Raw genomic sequence first — 19,846 nt, forward strand, 5'->3', positions numbered from 1 at the left:
TCCTTTCTTTAAAAATTCGATAAAAATTATCGCACGCGCCATCAACATTTAAAACGCTTTCAAAACCGTGCCGTTCATGTCGCGCGCATAAAAAAAGGAAGGGGTTGCCTTCCTTTTTATCGAGATGAAAAGCGTATTACTCGATTTTTAAAGAACGTAACGTTTCTCGAGTGACGCCGCCAGTAGCAAGATTATTATCGCGTTGGTATTTTTCCAAAGCGTTCATCGTTGCACGACCTAAAGCGCCATCGGCTGTTCCGGCTTTGTAACCAGCATCATTTAATGCTTTTTGTACGCGTTTAATCGTTGCTTCATTTACTTCATTAGAACAAAGCACTTCTTCCCAACGCATTTGTGCTTCCGCAACTTTATCAAAAACAGTCACTTCCGCATATTCTGCTGGAATTTCTTTATCGATAATTTGCGCTTCTTTCACTAATTTTTTCACGCGAACGGTTTTATATTCGGCTTCAAACGGAATTTTTTCCACGTGCGCTTCTTGATCGATTTCTTGCGTAGTAATGGTTTGGAATTTTGCTTCAATGGCGCTGGTTTCAACGCGCGCGGGTTCTTCCACCACTTGTTTGGTTAAAGATTCACTTTGTGCGGGAATTTCGGTTAACCGCAAAGCTTCGCCCACAGATTGGAACGTCCGCGCCGGGCCTTGACTTTGCGCGCTCATATGCGCCGGTTTAGCAACGATTTCATCGGTAACTTCCGTATATTTCGGCGGAATCACTTTATAATCTTCGGCAGCCGGTTCAATCTCAATTTCTTTTTCAACCGTTTTATAAGTTGCGGGAATCACTTTCAATTCCTCGCCAGCGGGCTTAATCATGACTTGCTCTTCCACCCATTCATATTCTGCCGGCACGATTTCTTTTGTTGTACTGGCTTCTTTGATCACCACTTGCTCAGTGCGCGGTTCAAATTTTGCCGGCACAATCACCAACGCCTGACATTGACCCGGTTTTGCCTGCGGCACTTGAAGCGTTGCAACGTTTTCTTCGGCTGCTGCCGTAGTTTCTTCTTCCGCATACACCACGCCTGCCGATAATGCAGCGGCAATAAATAAGGAAAGCGGCATCTTCATCATAATGAATCTCCTAAATAAACGATTGGTATTTGAAAAACGCTACTTTACCGCAGCTGCTTACGAATACCAACAGTTCTCACCATAAATAACCGTGATAAAAATCGCATTTTTCCATTTCACGCAACAAAAAATAAAACGCCCGAATAGAGCGTTTTATTTAAAAAAGCCATGAATAATTACGCTTCTTCTGAATCGTCAGACAAACCGCCGATTTTGATTTTTTCCCGACCGTGAGCCAAACGCCAAGCATTGCTATCACGCAAAGAATAAAGACAACCGCAATATTCCTGTTGATAAAAACCCTCACGTTTATTAAATGCAATCATGCGCTCCGTGCCGCCGCCTTTGCGCCAATTAAATGCCCAATATGTCACATCAGAATAAGCTGCCGCCGCGCGCTGCCCGCAATCGTTGACTTGCGCCAAATTTTTCCAGCGCGAAATTGCCAAAGAAGTGGCAAAAACGGGAAAACCGTTTTCGTGCGCATATAACGCCGCGCGCATTAATCGCAAATCAAAACACATCGTGCAACGTTTTCCGCGCTCGGGCTCGTATTCCAATCCGCGGGCGCGTTCCAACCAATTTTGCACGTCATAATCACCATCAACAAAAGGAATGGCATATTTTTGTGCTAATTTTTGGTTTTCATTTTTCCGGATTTCATATTCGCGGCGCGGGTGAATATTGGGATTATAAAAAAAGACGGTAAACTCAATTTCTGAAGCGCGTAACGCCATCATAATTTCGCCCGAACACGGCGCACAACATGAATGCAACAACACTTTGCGCGCGCCGTGCGGAACGATCAGTTTTTGCCGTTCAAACGATTCATTCATGAAAAGCACCGTTTATTTTTCTGGTTGATAATAAGTCGGTTCGGCTTCGATTGGTTTTCGCGATTGAAAAACCTGATCGGGAATCGGACACGGCTCGTTATCATTAAAAATATACGTACTGCCTTTATAAATAATCGCACCGCTACAGCTGGCGCCCGTTGTACGCGTATCGTAAGCCGTATTGGTCGGCGACGGCGCCGGTTGAGCGCGGCGAATGAGTTGACATAATTGGAATTTATGTTTGTTATCGTCATCAGCGTAAACATCTTTTCCTTTGTCTTTGCAACGGTAAATATTGCGCTGTGATGCCGCTTTAGGATCTGATCTTTGCGAACTATTGCCTAAAGTGGGCGCGTCTTTAATTTTATTTTTCCATGCTTGTTTCGCCGCTTCTTCTGCGGCAACTTCCGGATTATAACCGCCACGCGCAATCACGCCTTCTTGACGATCTTGCGCCCGCTGTTCTTCATTGACAATCAAATTGCCGCGTTTATCGTAAGTCGGTGGGCGCACGGCAGGCGCGCTATCAATAGCTTGCGCTGCCGCGTTTAACGTAATCAATCCAAGCACAATCAATAAAGAGCGATTTTTCACGATACTACACTCTGCTGAAAATCAATGTGGCATTGGTTCCGCCAAAACCAAAACTATTACTCATTACCGCGTTGAGCGATTTTTGAACATTTTCCCGCACGATCGGCATGCCGCTGGCAACTTCATCTAAATTGAAAATATTGGCAGAAGCAGTAACAAATCCGTGCAATAACATCAATAATGAATAAATCGCTTCATTGCTGCCGGCAGCGCCTAACGCGTGACCAGATAATGATTTGGTGGAACTGATGAGTGGGAGTTCTGCGTTTTTAAACGTTTCGCGAATGGCTTCGAGTTCGCGCATATCGCCGGCAACGGTAGAAGTGCCGTGCGCGTTGATGTAGTCAATTGTTCCGCGGTGGCTGGCGAGCGCCATTTGCATACAACGCACCGCACCTTCTCCCGATGGAGCAACCATATCATAACCATCAGAAGTGGCGCCGTATCCGGTTAATTCCGCTAAAATTTCGGCGCCGCGCGCTTTGGCGTGTTCATATTCTTCTAAAACTAAAATACTGCCGCCGCCGGAAATCACGAAGCCATCGCGATCAGCATCATAAGGACGCGATGCCGTGGTGGGATTATCGTTATAAGCGGTTGATAAAGCGCCCATTGCGTCAAAAAGCATGCTCATTGTCCAATGTTCTTCTTCGCCGCCGCCGGCAAAAACAATATCTTGTTTGCCCATTTGAATGAGTTCTGCGGCGTGCCCGATGCAATGCGCGCTGGTGGAACATGCCGAACTCATTGAATAACTCACGCCTTTGATGCCATAAGGGGTAGCAAGACACGCTGCCGTTGTGGAAGACATGGTTTTAGTAACGCCGTACGGTCCAATGCGTCTAACGCCGCTTTCGCGCAAAATATCCGCCGCTTCAACTTGTACTGATGACGCCGCGCCGCCGCTGCCAACAACTAATCCCGTGCGCGGATTGGAAATGTGTTCGGTGGTGAGTTTGGCGTGTTCAATGGCTTCTTTCATCGCGATATAACAATATGCCGCCGCGTTGCCCATAAATCTTAATGTTTTACGGTCAATTAAGGCTTTAACATCTAAATTTTTAATATCTCCGTGGACATGAGAGCGTAATTTCATTTCTCGATAAACTTCGGAAAAAGTTATTCCTGATTTGAGGGTTTGCAAAGAAGTTAATACTTCTCTTACGTTATTCCCAAGACTCGAGACAATGCCCATGCCCGTAATGACAACTCTTCTCATATGTTCTCCCGACTTAATAAAATGATTAAAAAAACCCCAAGAAGGACAACTTCTCGGGGTCTGATCGCATAATCAGTTTAACCGTTGATAGATTGTTCTCTTGTAAACAATCCGACTCTTAATCCTTTACCTTCATAAATTTGTTTGCCGTCAACCGACATCGTCGCATCGGCAATGCCAAATACCAATTTGCGCATAATGATGCGTTTCATGTGAATATGATAGGCAATTTTTTTATTTTCTGGCAAGACTTGCCCGCTAAATTTCACTTCATCACAACCCAAAGCCCGACCGCGTCCTAAACCGCCTGACCACCCCAAAAAGAACCCGATTAATTGCCACATCGCATCTAATCCCAAACACCCAGGCATCACGGGATCATTTCTAAAATGGCAATCGAAAAACCATAAATCAGGACGTATATCTAATTCCGCGATGATTTCGCCTTTGCCGTATTGTCCGCCGGTTTGATTGATTTCAATGATGCGGTCAATCATAAGCATATTAGGCAACGGTAACTGCGCATTGCCGGCACCGAATAAATTGCCTTGCGCGCACTGGATCAATTCATCGTAAGAATAGCTGTGTTTATCAGTATGTATTGTCATAAAATGTCATCTTTATCAAAATGTTATTGAACTATGGACTTCTTATAAGCACGAATTAATTTCTTATCCAGACCATAAACATCAGGAGTGGTTTTAATGGTGTTATTGGCGTCCACATAAGTTGTCCAATATACCAAATATACGGGCGTTTCTTTAACGGGATTAACCCACTGTTGCTTTTCTTTGGCGATACTGGCTTGAATTTTTTGCGCATTCCAGCCGTTATCCGCTAATAAAATTTCGGCTAATTCCAACGGTTTTTGCAAACGAATACACCCCGAACTGCGCGCGCGGTTATTTTGTTTAAAAAGATGACGCGTTGGCGTGTCGTGCATATAAATAGCGTGTTTATTGGGAAATAAAAATTTAACGCGTCCTAATGCATTGTATTGACCGGATTTTTGCCGTAATGAATAACCATTACCTTCACTCCAAGAAACGCTGCTGGGTTTGGCAATTTTACCGGAAGCGGAAACGGCTTCATAACTGGCATCAAACGCCGCCGGATTATTTTTTAATTTCGGCAATTTATCCTGACGCATAATTGTCGGCGGCACCGTCCACGTCGGATTAATTACAACATGTTGAATTTTATTGATAAAACGCGGCGTTGCCCGATCGGCTCTGCCCACAACGGCGCGAGTTTCATAAATTTTTCGTTCATCGCGATACATTTCAACGTTAAACGCGGGAATATTGGTGATCACATACTGCTCGCCCCAATCTTGCGGCATCCAGCGCAAACGTTCCATGTTAATAATTAATCCGTCCGTTGCTTTTGTGCCTTGCGCCCGCAACGCGTTATAGCGTTCTTTTAACGTTTGATAGCGATGATTATCAGCATTAATTTGATGCAACGGCGTGAAAATATCGTGATTACGAATGCCTGCGGCTAACCATTCCATGAGTTGTTCATCAGAAACGGGTTCCGCATTCCATTCCTTATCGATCGTTTTTGGATCGACAATGCCATTGGCTAAATCTCCGGCAAGCGCCAAATAAGCGTCCGTCATCAAAACTTCCAAAGAAATAATATCGTGATAATACGCTTGTGGACGCAATACGCGAATAATATCAAGATGATATCGGTGCGGATTTAAACCGTCTTGTTCGCTCTCTATTAATGCTTGTTGCAACGGTTCAACTTCATTTAATAACTGATTTTCAAACGTCCAAATCGTTGTATATTGCGCGGCTTGATAAAAATCCATCACGCGTTGAGGATTTTTTAAAAGAACGAATTGCCCATTAATAAAAACACCATCCGCTTTTGCCGACATCATCTCCATCAATGCCATTTGCTGACTGTTAACAGGACGCGTTTCCAATCCCAGCGAAAGCGTATGCCGTTCTGGTTCCGGCGACGGGAAAGACGATTGCCATAATTGCTCTTCATTATTTTCCGGCGGCACACTATCTTCCAAAGCAGGAATAACATCGTCAAAAAGTTCATCGGGAACTTGTTGCGCATTTGCCATTTTAAAGTCGCAAATGATCAGTAAAATTGTTGTAATAATGCAACGATTGAAGATTCGGTTCATCAGACTTTCCCGTTTGTTATCGGTAAAACCGCTACATAATACAATTATTTCCAAATCGAGACCAGATAAAATCGTGTAATTGTTGCAAAAAAGAAACATTTTTACGTAATTGTGTATCAAGAAACACGCATTTTACCATTGCGCTATTAATCAATTTTTATTATTGAATTATATGCCGACTATCATTTATTAAAATAAAACAACAAAAAATCGTGGGCAAAAACCATAAAAAAACGCCCAAAATTGGGCGTTTTTTCTGGCTTCAAATTTCGTTATGCTGCCACAAAAGCAACTTCAACAAGACGACCTTTTCCATCTGTTGCGGCTTTTTCAGGCGTTGTAACGATTTCTATTTGTGCTGGAGAAATGCCCTTTTCAATTAAAAAGGTTTTCACGGCTTTAGCGCGTTTTTGCGCTAATTCTGCATCTGCCGTGTCTCCCGTAATCACTAATTTTTTACCTTGAACTTGTTGCAGTAATTCCGCGGCAATTTCTGAGGCATTTTCCGCTAATTCTGCTTGTTCTTGAGCAAAATAAAACACCAATTTATCGTTTTCCACGATTACTGCGGCTTGATTTTCATCAGGAATAGCTGCTTCTTCCGCCGGCACTTCCACGGCTTGCATTTCTGTTGTAGCAGCTTCTTCAGCAGGAGCGAAAGCAGGAATATCAGCACGATAATCAACGGTAAAATCCGGTGCGGCGGCTTTTAAATCAGCGATTAATTTATCAGCAACGGCTTGATCGGCATGCATAACATGAACCGCTTTTTCTTCAATATAAGCGGCAGCGCCGGCTGTATCGCGCACCATGGTTAAAATCGGTTCAATTTGTTCTGCGGCAGTCATTTGATTGGCAACGGTATTTCGGATTTCAATAGCGCAATTTGCCGCTCGATCTTGGAAAACCGCTGTTAATGCTTGATGAACGCGTTCTTTAAGTGCTTCATCGCCAACTAAAGCCCAGCAACGATCTAAAGCATGTTCTTCTGTTGAACTCAACGCCAATTGAGCCGCGGAAACGGTAGCAACCGCTTCTTCATTTTTCGGCGCTTCAGTGGTTTTATTATTGCAAGATTTCAAACCAATCCACGCCAAAGCAGCAACAATTAAAAATGCAATCACTGGGAAAGGTTTGCTTTCTTCTTCGTTTTCAGTTTGTTGCGGTTCTGATGGTGTTGCCGCTGGAGATGGCACAACAGTTTCAACCGGTTTTTTCACCACCGGCGTAATATTGAATAAAGACAAAATGTTAGCCGGTAAAAATTCATGTGACCACGCAGGAATAGCGCCCACCAAAGATTGCGCTTGTTCTGCTAAAAATTCTGGAACCGCTTTATCGCCTGCCAAAATCGTCATTTGTTCAACGATTAAATGAATGGTTTTTGCAAAAAAATCATGCGCATCAGCAGCTTCTAATTGGTGCACATTGGCTAATTTAGCAAGCAAAGCATCACGTTGTTTACTTTCTGGAATCATTTTTTCCAAAATATGTGCAGCATCAAATTCCGGTTGCGCCAGAAAATCTTTTACTGCCGTAAAAATATCTTTATCGGCAAAATACACGGCACTTAAACCAAAAATATCCACCAAAGCGGCATCATAATTTTTTTCTTTTGACATGCCGTTTAATAAAACGGGACCTAGGGTTTGTTTTAGATGTTCAATGGTATCCATGAATAGTTCCTTGTTTATGTGATAACTGATTGATTTTATTGATAAGAAATAAATATTATCTTTTATCTAACACAATATTATGCCAAATTGATCGTTTCTACAACCGCAATCTTACACGCCCGCAACGCATAAATTTTAATCTAATATTTTGTATTGTAAATAATTTTTACGCATTAATCCCGATAAAAAATTTCTGCACCACGATTCTTAAATCCTCTTTAAAAACGGCAATTTTTTTATTGTTCTAAAAGCATATGTTGCGGTAAATGTTGGCGAAAATAATTTTCGATACCATCAGCAATGCCCTGCGCCACTTTTTCTTGATAAGCAGGCGACATTAACAAACGCGCCTCGCTATTATTTGAAATAAAAGCCGTTTCAATCAACATTGAAGGAATTTCCGGCGACCGCAAAACCACGAAATTCGCGCGTTCCACGTTAACTTTATGCACATTGCCGACCCGTTTTAAAGCGTCAAGCGTTTCCTGCGCCAAAATATAGCTGGATTCTAGCGTCGCCTCTTGCTGGATATTTAATAATGCTTGCTGCACGTCATTATCATATTTACTCACATCTACACCCCATTTGAGATCGACCGCGTTTTCTCGATTTGCTAAATATTTTGCTAATTGGGAACTGGCGCCGTGCGTAGAAAGAATATAAACCGATGAACCGCTGGGTTCATTGCTTTCAACCGCATCTGCATGAATAGAAACAAATAAATCACCGCCAGCGCGTCGGCAAAGTTGAGTACGTTCGGGCAAAGAAATAAAAATATCCCGATCACGCGTCATCATCACGCGATAACCCGTTTTCGAATTTAAAATATGGCGCAAACGACGCGCAATAGCGAGCACTACATCTTTTTCTCGCGCGCCCAACGCGCGATTCACTGCCCCTGGATCTTTGCCGCCGTGACCAGGATCAATGCAAATTAAAATATCGCGCCGGTGGGGAATCGTTCCTTTGTGAATAGTTGTTTTTTTAGCAACGGTACCGTGGGCAGTAATTTCACGTTCAACGGTAACATTGCTTTGCGGTTGAACCGAAAATAACGGTTTTTTCGGGAATTTTTTAACGGGTACGGGATAAGTCGGTTGTACGGGAAGATTGGGATTCGGCGGACGGCGCGGCGGTGCATTATTAAAATCAACGGGAAATTTATCTTCCAGTGAAGTACCTTCAAAAACCACAAATGGCGACTGTTCTTGCGGCGTCAAAGAACTTAACGTTAGCGCTGGATTTGCCGCATCATCATAAACATCTACCACCAAACGATGCCCGCGCCCGCTTTCAGGTCTTAATGGATAAATATTGGCTTTTGCAACGTTATTTAAATCAATAACAACTCTCAACATATCATTATGACGATAACCGCTGCGCACGCTAATCACCGCGCCTTGATTAATTTGCAATCCCGCTTTACTGCGGCGGAAGCTTTTAGGAAAATCTAACACAATCCGCGGCGGATTCGATAAACTAAATTGTTGAAATGCCGTAGGTTGATCGAGATCCAAAACCAATTGCACTTTATAATTCATACGGTTAAAACGGATATCCGTAATTTCAGCGGCAGAAATCATACCGCTTATAAACAGCAAAACGAACACCCAGATTTTAGACCACATATTCATCCCAACCGATTCATTAATACCGCAAAAGCATATCACAGATATTCCACCGCGCTGCATTGTTCTTAAGGAATATCCGCAAATGCAGTTAGACAGAATGAGAACGCATTATTTGATGATTGCAAAACTTTCAAGCCGTTATATTGTACTAAAAACTTTAAAAAAAGCAGCCAATATCCTATTGACTGCTTAAAAAACGATAAAATAAGTTTACCGTGTTGATAATTGAAAAATCATCGCTTCAGCTTGGCAAGAAAAAGTAAATTGTGCTTTTAATTGCGCGCCGTGTGCGGATTCGATAATTTCGCTTTTAATGCGACACGGTTCACTTTCTGCGGCTCTGGCTTTTTCAGTAAAATAATCCAAAGCTTTTTGGGCTAATCCTTTGTTATCATAATGATAATCTACATCAACTGTGCAATCTTTGCCGTCGATAATCGTGCCGATTTCCACACAGCAGCAGGCTTGAACTTCGTCTGCTTTACATTTTAAAGAATCACTCATTTCATACTCCATCGTTATAAAAATCCATTGTTTCGCATGGAAACGCGCGATAATCAGCGCACTTTCAAAAGCGCCAATCATCGCCTTCATAATAAAGCATGAGACGCTTTATGGAACAATCTCATTGGATATTATTTAAAAATACTGCCGCGATTTTTAAATGAACAATCACGATTGATTTTTATGCATTTATTTATTACCGTTCAACAATTCCACAAAATACCGTTTTCTTTGCGCCCGTTAAAGCTCACTTTTTTAACTATTTTTTAAGCTCATTTTATTCATCTTAATATCAAAAACCGCGATTTTTGTGCATAAAAACGCCGCATAAAACGGCAGGCATGATGATTTAGTCATTAGGGCTTTTCCGCGCCGAATCGTTACGATAACGATTTTTGGAAATCACAGAGCGATTTATGAGCACTTATTACGTCGGCGCCCGCATTTTTGATCGCGGGCAATTAGTTCGCAATTTAGCTTTAAGCGTTGATAAAAATCACACGCAACGCATTTTACCAGAAACCGAAATTCCCGAAAACGCGCCCGTGGTGCATTTAAACGGCGGTATTTTAAGCGGCGGTTTTATCGATACACAAGCTAACGGCGGCGGCGAAGTTTTGGTTAATGACGATTTCAGCGCCGACGGATTAGAAACCGTCATTCAAGCGCATTATCAATTTGGTACCGTGGCAATGTTGCCGACTTTTATCACGGATAATCAGCAAAAATATCATCGCGCGATTGCAGCTATTGCCGATGGCGTCAAAAATGGTTTAAACGGTTTATTGGGCGGACATTTTGAAGGTCCTTTTATTCACCCCGCTAAAAAAGGGACGCATCAAGCGCGTTTTATCCGACAGCCCGATGCGCGGGATTTTGCCTGTTATCAAAAACACGCCGATTATTTGCAACACAGTATTTTATCGTTGGCGCCGGAACAGGTGCGCGCGGGCACGATTGCCCAAATTAAACCCGCCATTCCGCAAATTCAATTGGCGCATAGTATGGCAACGCATCAAGAAATATTAGCGGCGTGGTGTGAAGGATTAACGGGAATTACGCATCTTTATAACGCCATGCGGGCGTTTAGCGGACGCGATGTGGGCGCGATTGGCAGCGCGGCAGAATTGGGATTGCATTGTGGCATCATCGCTGACGGAATTCATAGCCACCCGTACGCTTTAGCGATGGCATACCGCAATTTGGGCGCGGAAAAACTCATGCTTGTTACCGATGCCATGTCGCCGCTCGGTGCAAAAAATATGCAATCATTTGATTTAATGGGCATTAAAGTTTTTGTGCAAGCGGATCGATTGATCAATGAAGACGGCGCATTAGCCGGCGCGCAGGTAACGATGTTGCAGTGTGTGCAAAATGCCATGAAATATATGCCGATTGACTGCCAAAGCGTTTTACAAATGGCAGTGAGTACGCCAGCTTATTATTTGGGACGACCCGATTTGGCGCGCATTTATCCGCGTCCGATTTCGGAAATTATTTATTTAGATGAACAATTGCAAACGGTCACCGCGTTACCGCAACTTTGCGGTTCGATGTGATGATAATCGTTTGTTTATAAAAAGGAATAATAAAATAAAGAGCGAAACTTTGCATTGTGATGAGTGTTTTTATAAAAAATATCATTGCGGCGCCGCAAAATGATTTAAGTCACAATTTGCGACAAATCAAAAAAACATATTTTTCCGTTTAATCACGCACGCGATCACGCTTAAAAATTATTTGGGCGCGAGAATTGTTTTCATGATGACGCCACAAAAAAGCCAGCGCGCGGCTGGCTTTTTGTTCACATTTTTAAATAAAACGATTCATCAAAATCAGATTATCTAACGTGCCTTCCGATTTTTTATCGTGCGCCGGATCAAAACGTTCATAACGCATTTCATCTTTGGGCTCAATTGCCCAATCTGCTAACGATAAATGATCGCTGGGTTTTCCAACCAAAGTTAAAACCAATGCGCCGTCGCGCACCAAAAGCATACGATATAAATTAACTGCCGCTTCATTGCCGAATAATAAAGTGATGCCATATTCAACAGTGCGCGTTTGCGCTTGATAAACGGGCTCTAAATAAAATTTTTGCCAGCGAACGCGTTCCGCTTCAGATAAAGCGCTTTCACTATTTAAAATTGCTAAATCGGCTTCGGTTTGTTTACGAATTAATTGCGGGTGAATCGGCGTTTCTTCCGGACGAACAACGTAACCGCTTTTTTGATGACGCAACAACGCAAATGCGTGATCGTGTTCTTTTGATTGCGCAACAGCCAATAAAGCCGGTTCATCTTCAATTTCTATTTCGCGCAAAAAACGGGCGCGCTGTTCATTTTTTAATAACACCCACGATTCGGGCATGCGTAAAGTAGCCATTGTCATGATTGTTCTGGTATTCCTATTTTTTCTGACCAAGTGTTGATGATGTGACAAAAAATCTGCGCGGTAAGTTCCGTGTCATATTTGGCGCCGTGCGCGCGTTCGCTGTCGTATTCAAAACCAGCAGCTTTGGCAATGCGCGCGAGCACGGTTTGACCATATGCCAGCGCCCCGAGCGAAACTGTATCCAAAGAAGAAAAAGGGTGAAAAGGATTATGTTGATAATTGCAGCGCGCGGCTAACGCATTAATAAATCCCAAATCAAAATGCGCATTGTGTCCTACTAAAATGGATCGCGTGCAAGATTGCGCTTTTTGATATTCCCGAATCGCGCCGAATAATTGTTTGGCAACCGTTACTTCATCTAAAGCCGGACGCAACGGGTGAAAAGGATCAATGCCGTTAATTTTTAACGAATCCGGATTTAAATGCGCACCTTCAAACGGTTTGACGTGATAATGAAAAGTTTCAACCGGCGCCAAATTGCCCGCCTCATTAAAGTTAACGAGCACCGCGGCAACTTCCAATAAAGCATCTTTTTCGTGATCAAAGCCGCCCGTTTCCACGTCAACCACCACCGGCAAAAATCCCCGAAAACGTTTACTGATTAAATGATTCACAAACTATCCTTATTTTTCTTTGATGGCTTTCCATGCCGATAAATTATAAGACCACATGGAATATAAAGTGAGCAGCGCGGCGCCAATCATTAATATTTGACCAATCGACCAAATGGGCAAGCCGATAAATGGTTCGCGGTAAATCAAAAAGCCCAAAGCGAGCATTTGCAGCGTCGTTTTCCATTTTCCAATTTTGGCAACGGCAACCACATCACGCATTTGCATGGAAGCCATCCATTCGCGCAACGCCGATATCCAAATTTCGCGCCCGATAATGATTAAAGTACACACCATCAACCAAATATGCGGATTTTGTTGCAAAACCACGATCAAAACCGCGGCAACCATTAATTTATCCGCCACGGGATCTAAAAAAGCTCCAAACGCGCTGGTTTCTTTAAGTTTGCGCGCTAAATAACCATCTAAATAATCGCTAATTCCCGCCACAGCATAAACAATCAATGCCGGCCATCGTCCCCAAAAATCGAATTGGTAATAATAAAGAATAATAAAAAATGGCACTAAAATAATGCGTAAAACGGTTAAAAATGTCGCCACGCTGCGCATATCACTCCCCTTGATGCAAAGCCGCGTAAATTTGCGCCGCCAGTTTAACACTGATTCCAGGAACGCGCGTAATGTCTTCAGGGCTTGCCTGCATTAATCCGGCGAGATTGCCAAAATGTTGCAATAACGCTTGCCGGCGTTTGCGTCCAATATTCGGAATTTCTTCTAAAAGTGAGACGCGCACTTTTTTATCCCGACCGCGGCGATGCGCGCTGATTGCAAAACGATGCGCTTCATCACGAATATGAATAATCAATTGCATGGCTTGACTATCTGCTGGCAAAGTCCGCGGGCGGTTTTCATGAGGAAACCAAAACTGCTCGAGCCCTGCTTTGCGTCCTTCACCTTTGGCAACGCCAATTAATTGCACGCCTTCAATTTGCATTTCTTCAAAAACCGCAATCGCTTGCTGCAATTGTCCGCGTCCACCGTCAACAAAAAAAACGTCCGGCATCACGCCTTCGCCCTTTTTCAGCCGCGCAAACCGCCGTTTAATGACTTGCTTCATCGCCGCATAATCATCGCCGCCGGTAATCCCGTTAATTTTATAACGGCGGTAATCGCTTTTTACCGCACCGCGGCGGTCAAAAACCACACAAGAAGCCACCGTATATTCTCCTTGCATATGACTGATATCCACGCATTCTAAACGTTGAGGCATTTTTTGCCAATCAAAAGCTTGCGCCAGCGCTTTAAAACGTTCATGCATCGATAATTTTTGCGCCAAATGTAAACGCAAATTCAAACGAGCATTTTCTTGAGTCATACGCAACCATTTTTTGCGGATTGCCCGCGGTTGCGTGGTTAACGTAACCGTATGCGCGCTCATTTGGCTTAAAAATTCGGAAACGGCGTCCATATCCGGCAAAGCTTCGCTCAATACGATTTGCGACGGCACCGGACGTTGATGGTAAAACTGACCAATAAACGCCTGCAAAATCGCGCCGGCGGGTAATAATTCGGGCAATTTAGGAAAAAACGCCTGCGATGTAACGCTGTGACCATCGCGAAAAAATAATACCTGCACGCAGGCTTTGCCATAAGCCGTTGCCACCGCCAAAACGTCCACATTCGCTGCATAAACCACCATCGATTGCTTTTGTTGAATGGTGCGCAATTCGCTGATTTGATCGCGCACAATTGCCGCGCGTTCGTATTGTTGCGCGGCGCTGGCTTGCAACATATGCTCGGTTAACGTTTGCAATAAATGCTCACTATTTCCAGTGAGAAAATCGCGTGCGTGTTGCACGGTTTGCGCGTACATTTCCGCAGAAATTTTGCCCACGCACGGCGCATAACAACGTTTAATTTGATATTGCAAACACGGACGGCTGCGGTTTTTAAAAAAACTATCCAAACACGGACGCAGACGAAAAACTTTTTGCAAAATCGCCAAAGCATGATGCGCGGATTGCACATTTGGATAAGGTCCGAAAAAATCGCCATTTTTGCGCGCGCCGCGGTATAAAAACAACCGCGGAAAATCGTGTTGAGACAAACAAATATACGGATATGATTTATCGTCGCGCAATAAAATATTAAATTTTGGTTGATATTGTTTGATGAGATTATTTTCCAAAAGTAACGCTTCGGCTTCGGTCGGCGTACTCGTCGTTTGAATATCGTAAACCGCGTGCATTAAAGCCCGCGTTTTTACCGATAAGCCCGTTTTTTGAAAATAATGACTCAAACGTTGCCGCAAATTTTTGGCTTTTCCCACGTAAAGCACGGTGCCATTTTGATCACGCATTTGATAAACGCCCGATAACGTACTGACATGACTCAAAAAAACATCGGGATCAAAAGCAAATCCAGAATTATTCATGAATTGAATAATGCCTGCACGCGCGCTAAATCTTCGGGACTGTCCACACCAGCAGGCGGCGCTTCATCAATTTGCGCAACCGCAATTTTAAAACCGTGTTCCAAAAAACGCAGTTGCTCGAGTTTTTCGGCTTGTTCTAAAGGCGTTGGCGCCAGTTGCGGATAACGTTTCAATAATTGCACGCGGTAAGCATAAATGCCGATGTGGCGCAAATAAGAAACCGGCGGCGCCGCGGCATCGCGCACGTAAGGCATCACGCTGCGCGAAAAATATAAAGCATAACCCGCACAATCGCACACCACTTTAACGGTATTGGGCGATTCAGGCGCATCACAAACCGTTGCCAGCGTCGCCACACTGGCTTGAGTATGCTCGATAAGCGTACGGGCAACGGTGGTAATCAAATCGGGCGGTAATAACGGCTCATCGCCTTGCACGTTAACCACAATCGTTTCATCTGTCCACGCGCGCGCAATGACGACTTCACTCAAACGCTGCGTACCATTTTCATGTGTAAAACGCGTTTTTATTGCAGGAATATGATGCGCGGCTAAAACGTCGCCAATACGTTCATCATCGTACGCCACACAATAAGGGAAACCTGCTTGAGCCACTTGCTGCGCGGTGCGCACAATCATCGGCACGCCGCCAATTAAAGCCAGCGGTTTTGCCGGCAAACGCGTTGAAGCATAACGCGCTGGAATCACCACACGAATATCAGGCGTCATTTTTTTCAGCGGTTAATAATGCAATTGCTTCGCTGTGTTCGGGCAATAACAACGCGATGCCGTCAACAATGGGATAACGCCGACTGTGGTCTAACGTGTATAAACAATTTTCGGCGCGTTCAAAACGCAGCGCCTGCCCCGTAACAGGGCAGCGCAGCAGCGAAACGGTGGCTTCATCAAACATGATTTTCTCCCGTGATATCGTTGGCATGCGGTTTTAACGTTTGGATTTTATCCGTTAACGTTTGTAATAATTCAGTAAATGCGCGTTCAAATTGAGCAATGCCATCAAGCGTTAATTGGCGCGTAACGGCATCTAAATCAATGCCAGCATCTTCAATATTGCGTAACGTTTGTTGCGCTTGTTCAATATTTTTCAATAAAGTAGCGCTGACGCGTCCGTGATCTTTAAATGCGGCATACGTTTCCGGCGGAACGGTGTTTACCGTATCGGCGCCGATGAGCATATCAATGTAACGCGTATCAGCGTAATTTGGATTTTTGGTGCTGGTTGATGCCCACAATAAACGTTGCACCGCGGCGCCTTTTTGTTGCAATTCAATCCAATCATCGTGGCTGATGCGTTCCAAATAATAAAGATACGCCGCCTGTGCATTGGCAACCGCCGTGCGTCCGCGCAAATGAGCGTGCGCATCATCGAGCAACGCATCGATTGCCGTATCCACGCGGCTGACAAAAAAGCTTGCCACCGAACGAATGCTATCAATCGTTTGACCGTTTTCAACGCGCCGTTTCAAACCGTCAATATACGCTTCCAAAACGCGCTGATATTGCGCCAGTGAAAAAAGTAAAGTCATATTGACGTTAATGCCTTGTGCGGTCAGTTCCGTTAATGCCGCACAACCGGCATCGGTGGCAGGAATTTTAATCATGAGATTTTGCCGCGCGACGCGTTGTTGTAATGATAACGCTTCCGCAACCGTTGCCGGCGCATCGTGCGCTAAATGCGGCGAAACTTCCAAAGAAACCATGCCATCGGTGCCGTTGGTTTTTTCAAAAACCGGCTGCATCAGATCGCAAGCTTGTTGAATATCTTCAATCGCCAACGCATAAAATGCCGCTTGCGCGTCGCCTTCATGATGTTCTAACCATGCGCTTAATGCGGCATCGTAATCACGAGTACGGCTAAACGCTTTTTGGAAAATCGCAGGATTTGACGTGATGCCGCGCAAATCGTCTTCCTCAATTAAACGTTGCAACGTACCGCTTTGTAATAACGCGCGATCGATATTGTCATACCAAATACTTTGTCCCAATTTAGTAACCGCATGAATATGAGAGACTTTCTCCGACGCGGTTTCGGCAACCGTTTTTTGTTCTTTTTCCGCCGGCGCGGTTTCGGCAACGCTTTCTTGCTCTTTTTCCGCCGGCGCGATTTCCGCAACGCTTTCTTGCTCTTTTTTCACTGGCACCGGCAACGGTTCTCCAATCGTTTCTTGTTCTTTTTCCGATAACGCTGTTTCTAAAATTTCCGCTTGTTCTGACGATGCATCATCGTGTTCCTGCATAGATTGCGGCTCATCGATATCATCTTCATCAGCGCTAATTGGTGCATTTTCAGTTTCTAAAAAAGCAACTAATCCCGGCGCTTGATGCACTTTCGGCGGCACAAGCGTTGCATTATTTTCCGTTAAAACGGTTTCAGCGTTCACTTCCGGCGATTTGTTATCAGAAATGCGTTCATTTTTAACATCATGATGCGCGACGGTTTCAGTTCGTTTAAGTTCATCGCTTGATTGCTCAAAATCTGGCATCGTTTCCGGCGCTTTACCTTGCCCACGCACCGCGTGCACATCGCGCGGACGTCCTTTGCGCACTTCGCGACCATTTTTTGATTCAACGGGGTGCAGCAATTCTTCCAAACTGGGATTGACTTCATCATCATTTTCCATTTTTGCCGCTTTGGGCGTGGGTTTTGCATGATGTTTGTCGTGATCGTCGCTTTTTTCTTTACGTTTAACGTTGGCGCCGTTTGCGGGCGTTGACTCATGCGTTTGAACGGTTGACGCTTCGGGCGCCGGCGTAACAATGGGTTTTTCACGCACCGGTTGCGCGGTTTCTTCGTGATGAACGTTTTTGGACGTGGGCGTTACAGATTCGTTAATCGTTTGTTTTTCTTCTTTTTTATGCAATACTGCGTCAACCGTATGACCGTTATGACCTTCTTTGAATAACGCCACCACTTTCGAAAATAAAGCCGATAAACCAGATTTAACAACCGCGGCGCCCCCTTTTGCTTGCGGAACCGGCGTTTGCGGCATAATGCTGGAAACCACCGGCGCTTCTACGCGGTCATCTTTCGGGCGCAAAATCGGCATTTCTTCGCTATTGTGCTGATGATTAACCAATCGATAACTGGGCACCGCGCTCATTTCTTCATTCATTTCATCATCGCGAAAGCGCTCAATGAAATAATCGGGAGAATGTAAATGTGGATTAATCGTCAACACGATATCAACGTGATTTCTCTTTTCAATTGATTGAATTACTGAACGTTTTTCATTTAATAAAAAGGTGGCAATATCAACCGGCAATTCGCCAGTAATTCGGCGCGTGCGATCTTTCATCGCTTCTTCTTCAATCAAACGCAACAGCGATAACGCCTGCGATTGAATGCCGCGAATACTGCCCTGCCCTTTGCAGCGCGGGCATACTTGATGACTGGCTTCATCAATTGAAGCGCGCAATCGTTGCCGCGACATTTCCAATAAACCAAAACGCGAAATTCGTCCAATTTGAATGCGCGCGCGGTCAATTTTGGTCGCATCGATTAAACGTTGTTCAACATCTTTGCGGTTGCGGCTAACGTCCATATCAATAAAATCAATGACGATTAATCCGCCAAAATCGCGCAATCGCATTTGACGCGCAATTTCATCAGCAGCTTCCAAGTTGGTTTGATACGCAGTTTCTTCAATATCGCAGCCTTTCGTAGATTTTGAAGAGTTAATATCGATAGAAACCAGCGCTTCCGTATAATCAATAACCAATTCGCCACCAGACGGCAATTTCACATTGCGCTGATAAGCCGTTTCAATTTGTCCTTCGATTTGATAGCGCGTAAACAGCGGCGTTGGATCTTGATAAAGCTTTAGTTTATTAATGCTACTGGGCATGACTAAATTCATGAAATCCATCGCTTGTTGATAGACTTGTTCGTCGTCAATCAAAATTTGCCCAACGTCCGGACGCAAATAATCGCGCAGCGCGCGCACAATAATATTGCTTTCTTGATAAATTAATTTTTGGCTAGCAGTGTTGTGATAAGCGGCGGTGATGGCGTCCCAAACTTGTCTTAAAAAATCCAAATCCCATTGCAATTCTTCTATTGAACGCCCCACGCCCGCGGTGCGGATAATGACGCCCATTTCTTCCGGCACGCCGAGTTGTTCTAAATAATCTTTTAATTCTTTGCGTTCATCGCCTTGAATGCGCCGCGAAACGCCGCCAGCATGCGGATTATTTGGCATCAATACCAAAAAACGTCCCGCTAAACTAACGTAAGTTGTCAGCGCCGCGCCTTTATTGCCGCGCTCTTCTTTTTCAATTTGAACCAGCACTTTTTGCCCGACGGAAAGCAAATCTTTAATATTGCTTTTATCGACGCCGTCATGCGATTCTGCCAGATATTCTTTGGCAATTTCTTTAAAGGGTAAAAATCCGTGCCGCGTGCTGCCGTAATCGACAAAAACGGCTTCGAGAGAAGGTTCGATGCGGGTGATGGTTCCCGTATAAATATTGGCTTTTTTTTGGGCTGAATACAGTGTTTCGATATCGAGATCGTATAATTGCTGACCATCGACAAGCGCAACGCGCAACTCTTCTTGTTGGGTTGCATTGATGAGCATTCTTTTCATTATGATTATGTCTCCAATTGTCTGCCGCGATGCATTGTGAACACGCAAGTGCAGACTTCTGATTTTTGAAGGTTAGAAAAAAGATGTTGATGCCGGAGACGAAACGCCCGACGATCAACATCAGAAAAAATATGG

The 19,846-nt window shown here is 44.2% G+C and carries 17 protein-coding genes; 1 reads left to right on the plus strand and 16 read right to left on the minus strand.

Going from position 1 to position 19,846, the window contains the following annotated elements; all coding sequences use genetic code 11:
* Positions 1-136: 136 nt before the first annotated feature.
* From AKG33_RS03020 to AKG33_RS03060, 9 genes are all read right to left on the minus strand, one after another.
* Entirely contained in the window at positions 137-1,096 is a 960-nt protein-coding gene (locus AKG33_RS03020) for a peptidoglycan-binding domain-containing protein (protein ID WP_012030662.1), read from the minus strand.
* Between the two features lie 176 nt (positions 1,097-1,272).
* Entirely contained in the window at positions 1,273-1,932 is a 660-nt protein-coding gene (locus tag AKG33_RS03025; protein WP_050707918.1) for an epoxyqueuosine reductase QueH, read from the minus strand.
* A gap of 12 nt (positions 1,933-1,944) precedes the next feature.
* Positions 1,945-2,526, minus strand: a complete 582-nt coding sequence (locus tag AKG33_RS03030) for a hypothetical protein (RefSeq protein WP_012030660.1) — start codon at positions 2,524-2,526, stop codon at positions 1,945-1,947.
* Between the two features lie 4 nt (positions 2,527-2,530).
* Complete coding sequence (gene fabB, locus AKG33_RS03035) at positions 2,531-3,745, minus strand: beta-ketoacyl-ACP synthase I (protein WP_012030659.1); 1,215 nt, start codon at positions 3,743-3,745, stop codon at positions 2,531-2,533.
* 77 nt (positions 3,746-3,822) lie between these two features.
* Positions 3,823-4,353, minus strand: a complete 531-nt coding sequence (gene fabA / locus AKG33_RS03040; RefSeq protein ID WP_012030658.1) for a 3-hydroxyacyl-[acyl-carrier-protein] dehydratase FabA — start codon at positions 4,351-4,353, stop codon at positions 3,823-3,825.
* Positions 4,354-4,376: 23 nt separating this feature from the next.
* Entirely contained in the window at positions 4,377-5,894 is a 1,518-nt protein-coding gene (locus tag AKG33_RS03045; RefSeq protein ID WP_050707919.1) for a L,D-transpeptidase family protein, read from the minus strand.
* A gap of 272 nt (positions 5,895-6,166) precedes the next feature.
* Positions 6,167-7,570 (minus strand): OmpA family protein, encoded by a 1,404-nt coding sequence (locus AKG33_RS03050; RefSeq protein WP_050707920.1) that lies wholly within the window; start codon positions 7,568-7,570, stop codon positions 6,167-6,169.
* 236 nt (positions 7,571-7,806) lie between these two features.
* Positions 7,807-9,153, minus strand: coding sequence for an N-acetylmuramoyl-L-alanine amidase (locus AKG33_RS03055; protein ID WP_161802458.1), 1,347 nt, complete (start codon positions 9,151-9,153; stop codon positions 7,807-7,809).
* Between the two features lie 258 nt (positions 9,154-9,411).
* Complete coding sequence (locus tag AKG33_RS03060) at positions 9,412-9,705, minus strand: YfcZ/YiiS family protein (RefSeq protein ID WP_041729782.1); 294 nt, start codon at positions 9,703-9,705, stop codon at positions 9,412-9,414.
* Between the two features lie 416 nt (positions 9,706-10,121).
* On the opposite strand from AKG33_RS03060, the gene nagA reads away from it, so the two are divergent.
* Positions 10,122-11,264 (plus strand): N-acetylglucosamine-6-phosphate deacetylase, encoded by a 1,143-nt coding sequence (nagA, locus tag AKG33_RS03065; protein ID WP_041729417.1) that lies wholly within the window; start codon positions 10,122-10,124, stop codon positions 11,262-11,264.
* 253 nt (positions 11,265-11,517) lie between these two features.
* Here the strand turns inward: nagA and AKG33_RS03070 are convergent, their stop codons facing one another.
* The 7 genes from AKG33_RS03070 to tal are packed head-to-tail and all read right to left on the minus strand — an operon-like array spanning position 11,518 to position 19,711.
* Positions 11,518-12,096, minus strand: coding sequence for a DUF2167 domain-containing protein (locus AKG33_RS03070; protein WP_012030652.1), 579 nt, complete (start codon positions 12,094-12,096; stop codon positions 11,518-11,520).
* The gene (gene rnt / locus AKG33_RS03075; RefSeq protein WP_012030651.1) at positions 12,093-12,713 is read right to left on the minus strand and encodes a ribonuclease T; all 621 of its coding nucleotides are present in this window, start codon (positions 12,711-12,713) and stop codon (positions 12,093-12,095) included. Before rnt ends, AKG33_RS03070 begins: the two co-directional genes overlap by 4 nt.
* Positions 12,714-12,722: 9 nt before the next feature.
* Positions 12,723-13,280, minus strand: coding sequence for a CDP-diacylglycerol--glycerol-3-phosphate 3-phosphatidyltransferase (gene pgsA / locus AKG33_RS03080; protein ID WP_012030650.1), 558 nt, complete (start codon positions 13,278-13,280; stop codon positions 12,723-12,725).
* Between the two features lies 1 nt (position 13,281).
* Complete coding sequence (gene uvrC / locus AKG33_RS03085; RefSeq protein WP_050707921.1) at positions 13,282-15,105, minus strand: excinuclease ABC subunit UvrC; 1,824 nt, start codon at positions 15,103-15,105, stop codon at positions 13,282-13,284.
* Positions 15,102-15,833 (minus strand): 3-deoxy-manno-octulosonate cytidylyltransferase, encoded by a 732-nt coding sequence (gene kdsB / locus AKG33_RS03090; RefSeq protein WP_050707922.1) that lies wholly within the window; start codon positions 15,831-15,833, stop codon positions 15,102-15,104. Before kdsB ends, uvrC begins: the two co-directional genes overlap by 4 nt.
* Entirely contained in the window at positions 15,823-16,017 is a 195-nt protein-coding gene (locus AKG33_RS03095) for a Trm112 family protein (RefSeq protein ID WP_012030647.1), read from the minus strand. The genes kdsB and AKG33_RS03095 overlap by 11 nt, the downstream gene beginning before the upstream one ends.
* On the minus strand, positions 16,010-19,711 hold the full coding sequence (gene tal, locus AKG33_RS03100; RefSeq protein WP_050707923.1) for a transaldolase: 3,702 nt from the start codon (positions 19,709-19,711) through the stop codon (positions 16,010-16,012). Before tal ends, AKG33_RS03095 begins: the two co-directional genes overlap by 8 nt.
* Between the last annotated feature and the right edge of the window lie 135 nt (positions 19,712-19,846).

Origin of the sequence: Dichelobacter nodosus (assembly GCF_001263335.1) — a bacterium.
GTDB classification, from domain to species: domain Bacteria; phylum Pseudomonadota; class Gammaproteobacteria; order Cardiobacteriales; family Cardiobacteriaceae; genus Dichelobacter; species Dichelobacter nodosus.

Coding starts and splice junctions, on each gene's coding strand:
- AKG33_RS03020 (WP_012030662.1), bottom strand. CDS start 1,096: ATGATGAAGATGCCGCTTTCCTTATTTATTGCCGCTGCATTATCGGCA.
- AKG33_RS03025 (WP_050707918.1), bottom strand. CDS start 1,932: ATGAATGAATCGTTTGAACGGCAAAAACTGATCGTTCCGCACGGCGCG.
- fabB (WP_012030659.1), bottom strand. CDS start 3,745: ATGAGAAGAGTTGTCATTACGGGCATGGGCATTGTCTCGAGTCTTGGG.
- fabA (WP_012030658.1), bottom strand. CDS start 4,353: ATGACAATACATACTGATAAACACAGCTATTCTTACGATGAATTGATC.
- AKG33_RS03045 (WP_050707919.1), bottom strand. CDS start 5,894: ATGAACCGAATCTTCAATCGTTGCATTATTACAACAATTTTACTGATC.
- AKG33_RS03050 (WP_050707920.1), bottom strand. CDS start 7,570: ATGGATACCATTGAACATCTAAAACAAACCCTAGGTCCCGTTTTATTA.
- AKG33_RS03055 (WP_161802458.1), bottom strand. CDS start 9,153: ATGATTTCTGCCGCTGAAATTACGGATATCCGTTTTAACCGTATGAAT.
- AKG33_RS03060 (WP_041729782.1), bottom strand. CDS start 9,705: ATGAGTGATTCTTTAAAATGTAAAGCAGACGAAGTTCAAGCCTGCTGC.
- nagA (WP_041729417.1), top strand. CDS start 10,122: ATGAGCACTTATTACGTCGGCGCCCGCATTTTTGATCGCGGGCAATTA.
- AKG33_RS03070 (WP_012030652.1), bottom strand. CDS start 12,096: ATGACAATGGCTACTTTACGCATGCCCGAATCGTGGGTGTTATTAAAA.
- pgsA (WP_012030650.1), bottom strand. CDS start 13,280: ATGCGCAGCGTGGCGACATTTTTAACCGTTTTACGCATTATTTTAGTG.
- uvrC (WP_050707921.1), bottom strand. CDS start 15,105: ATGAATAATTCTGGATTTGCTTTTGATCCCGATGTTTTTTTGAGTCAT.
- kdsB (WP_050707922.1), bottom strand. CDS start 15,833: ATGACGCCTGATATTCGTGTGGTGATTCCAGCGCGTTATGCTTCAACG.
- AKG33_RS03095 (WP_012030647.1), bottom strand. CDS start 16,017: ATGTTTGATGAAGCCACCGTTTCGCTGCTGCGCTGCCCTGTTACGGGG.
- tal (WP_050707923.1), bottom strand. CDS start 19,711: ATGAAAAGAATGCTCATCAATGCAACCCAACAAGAAGAGTTGCGCGTT.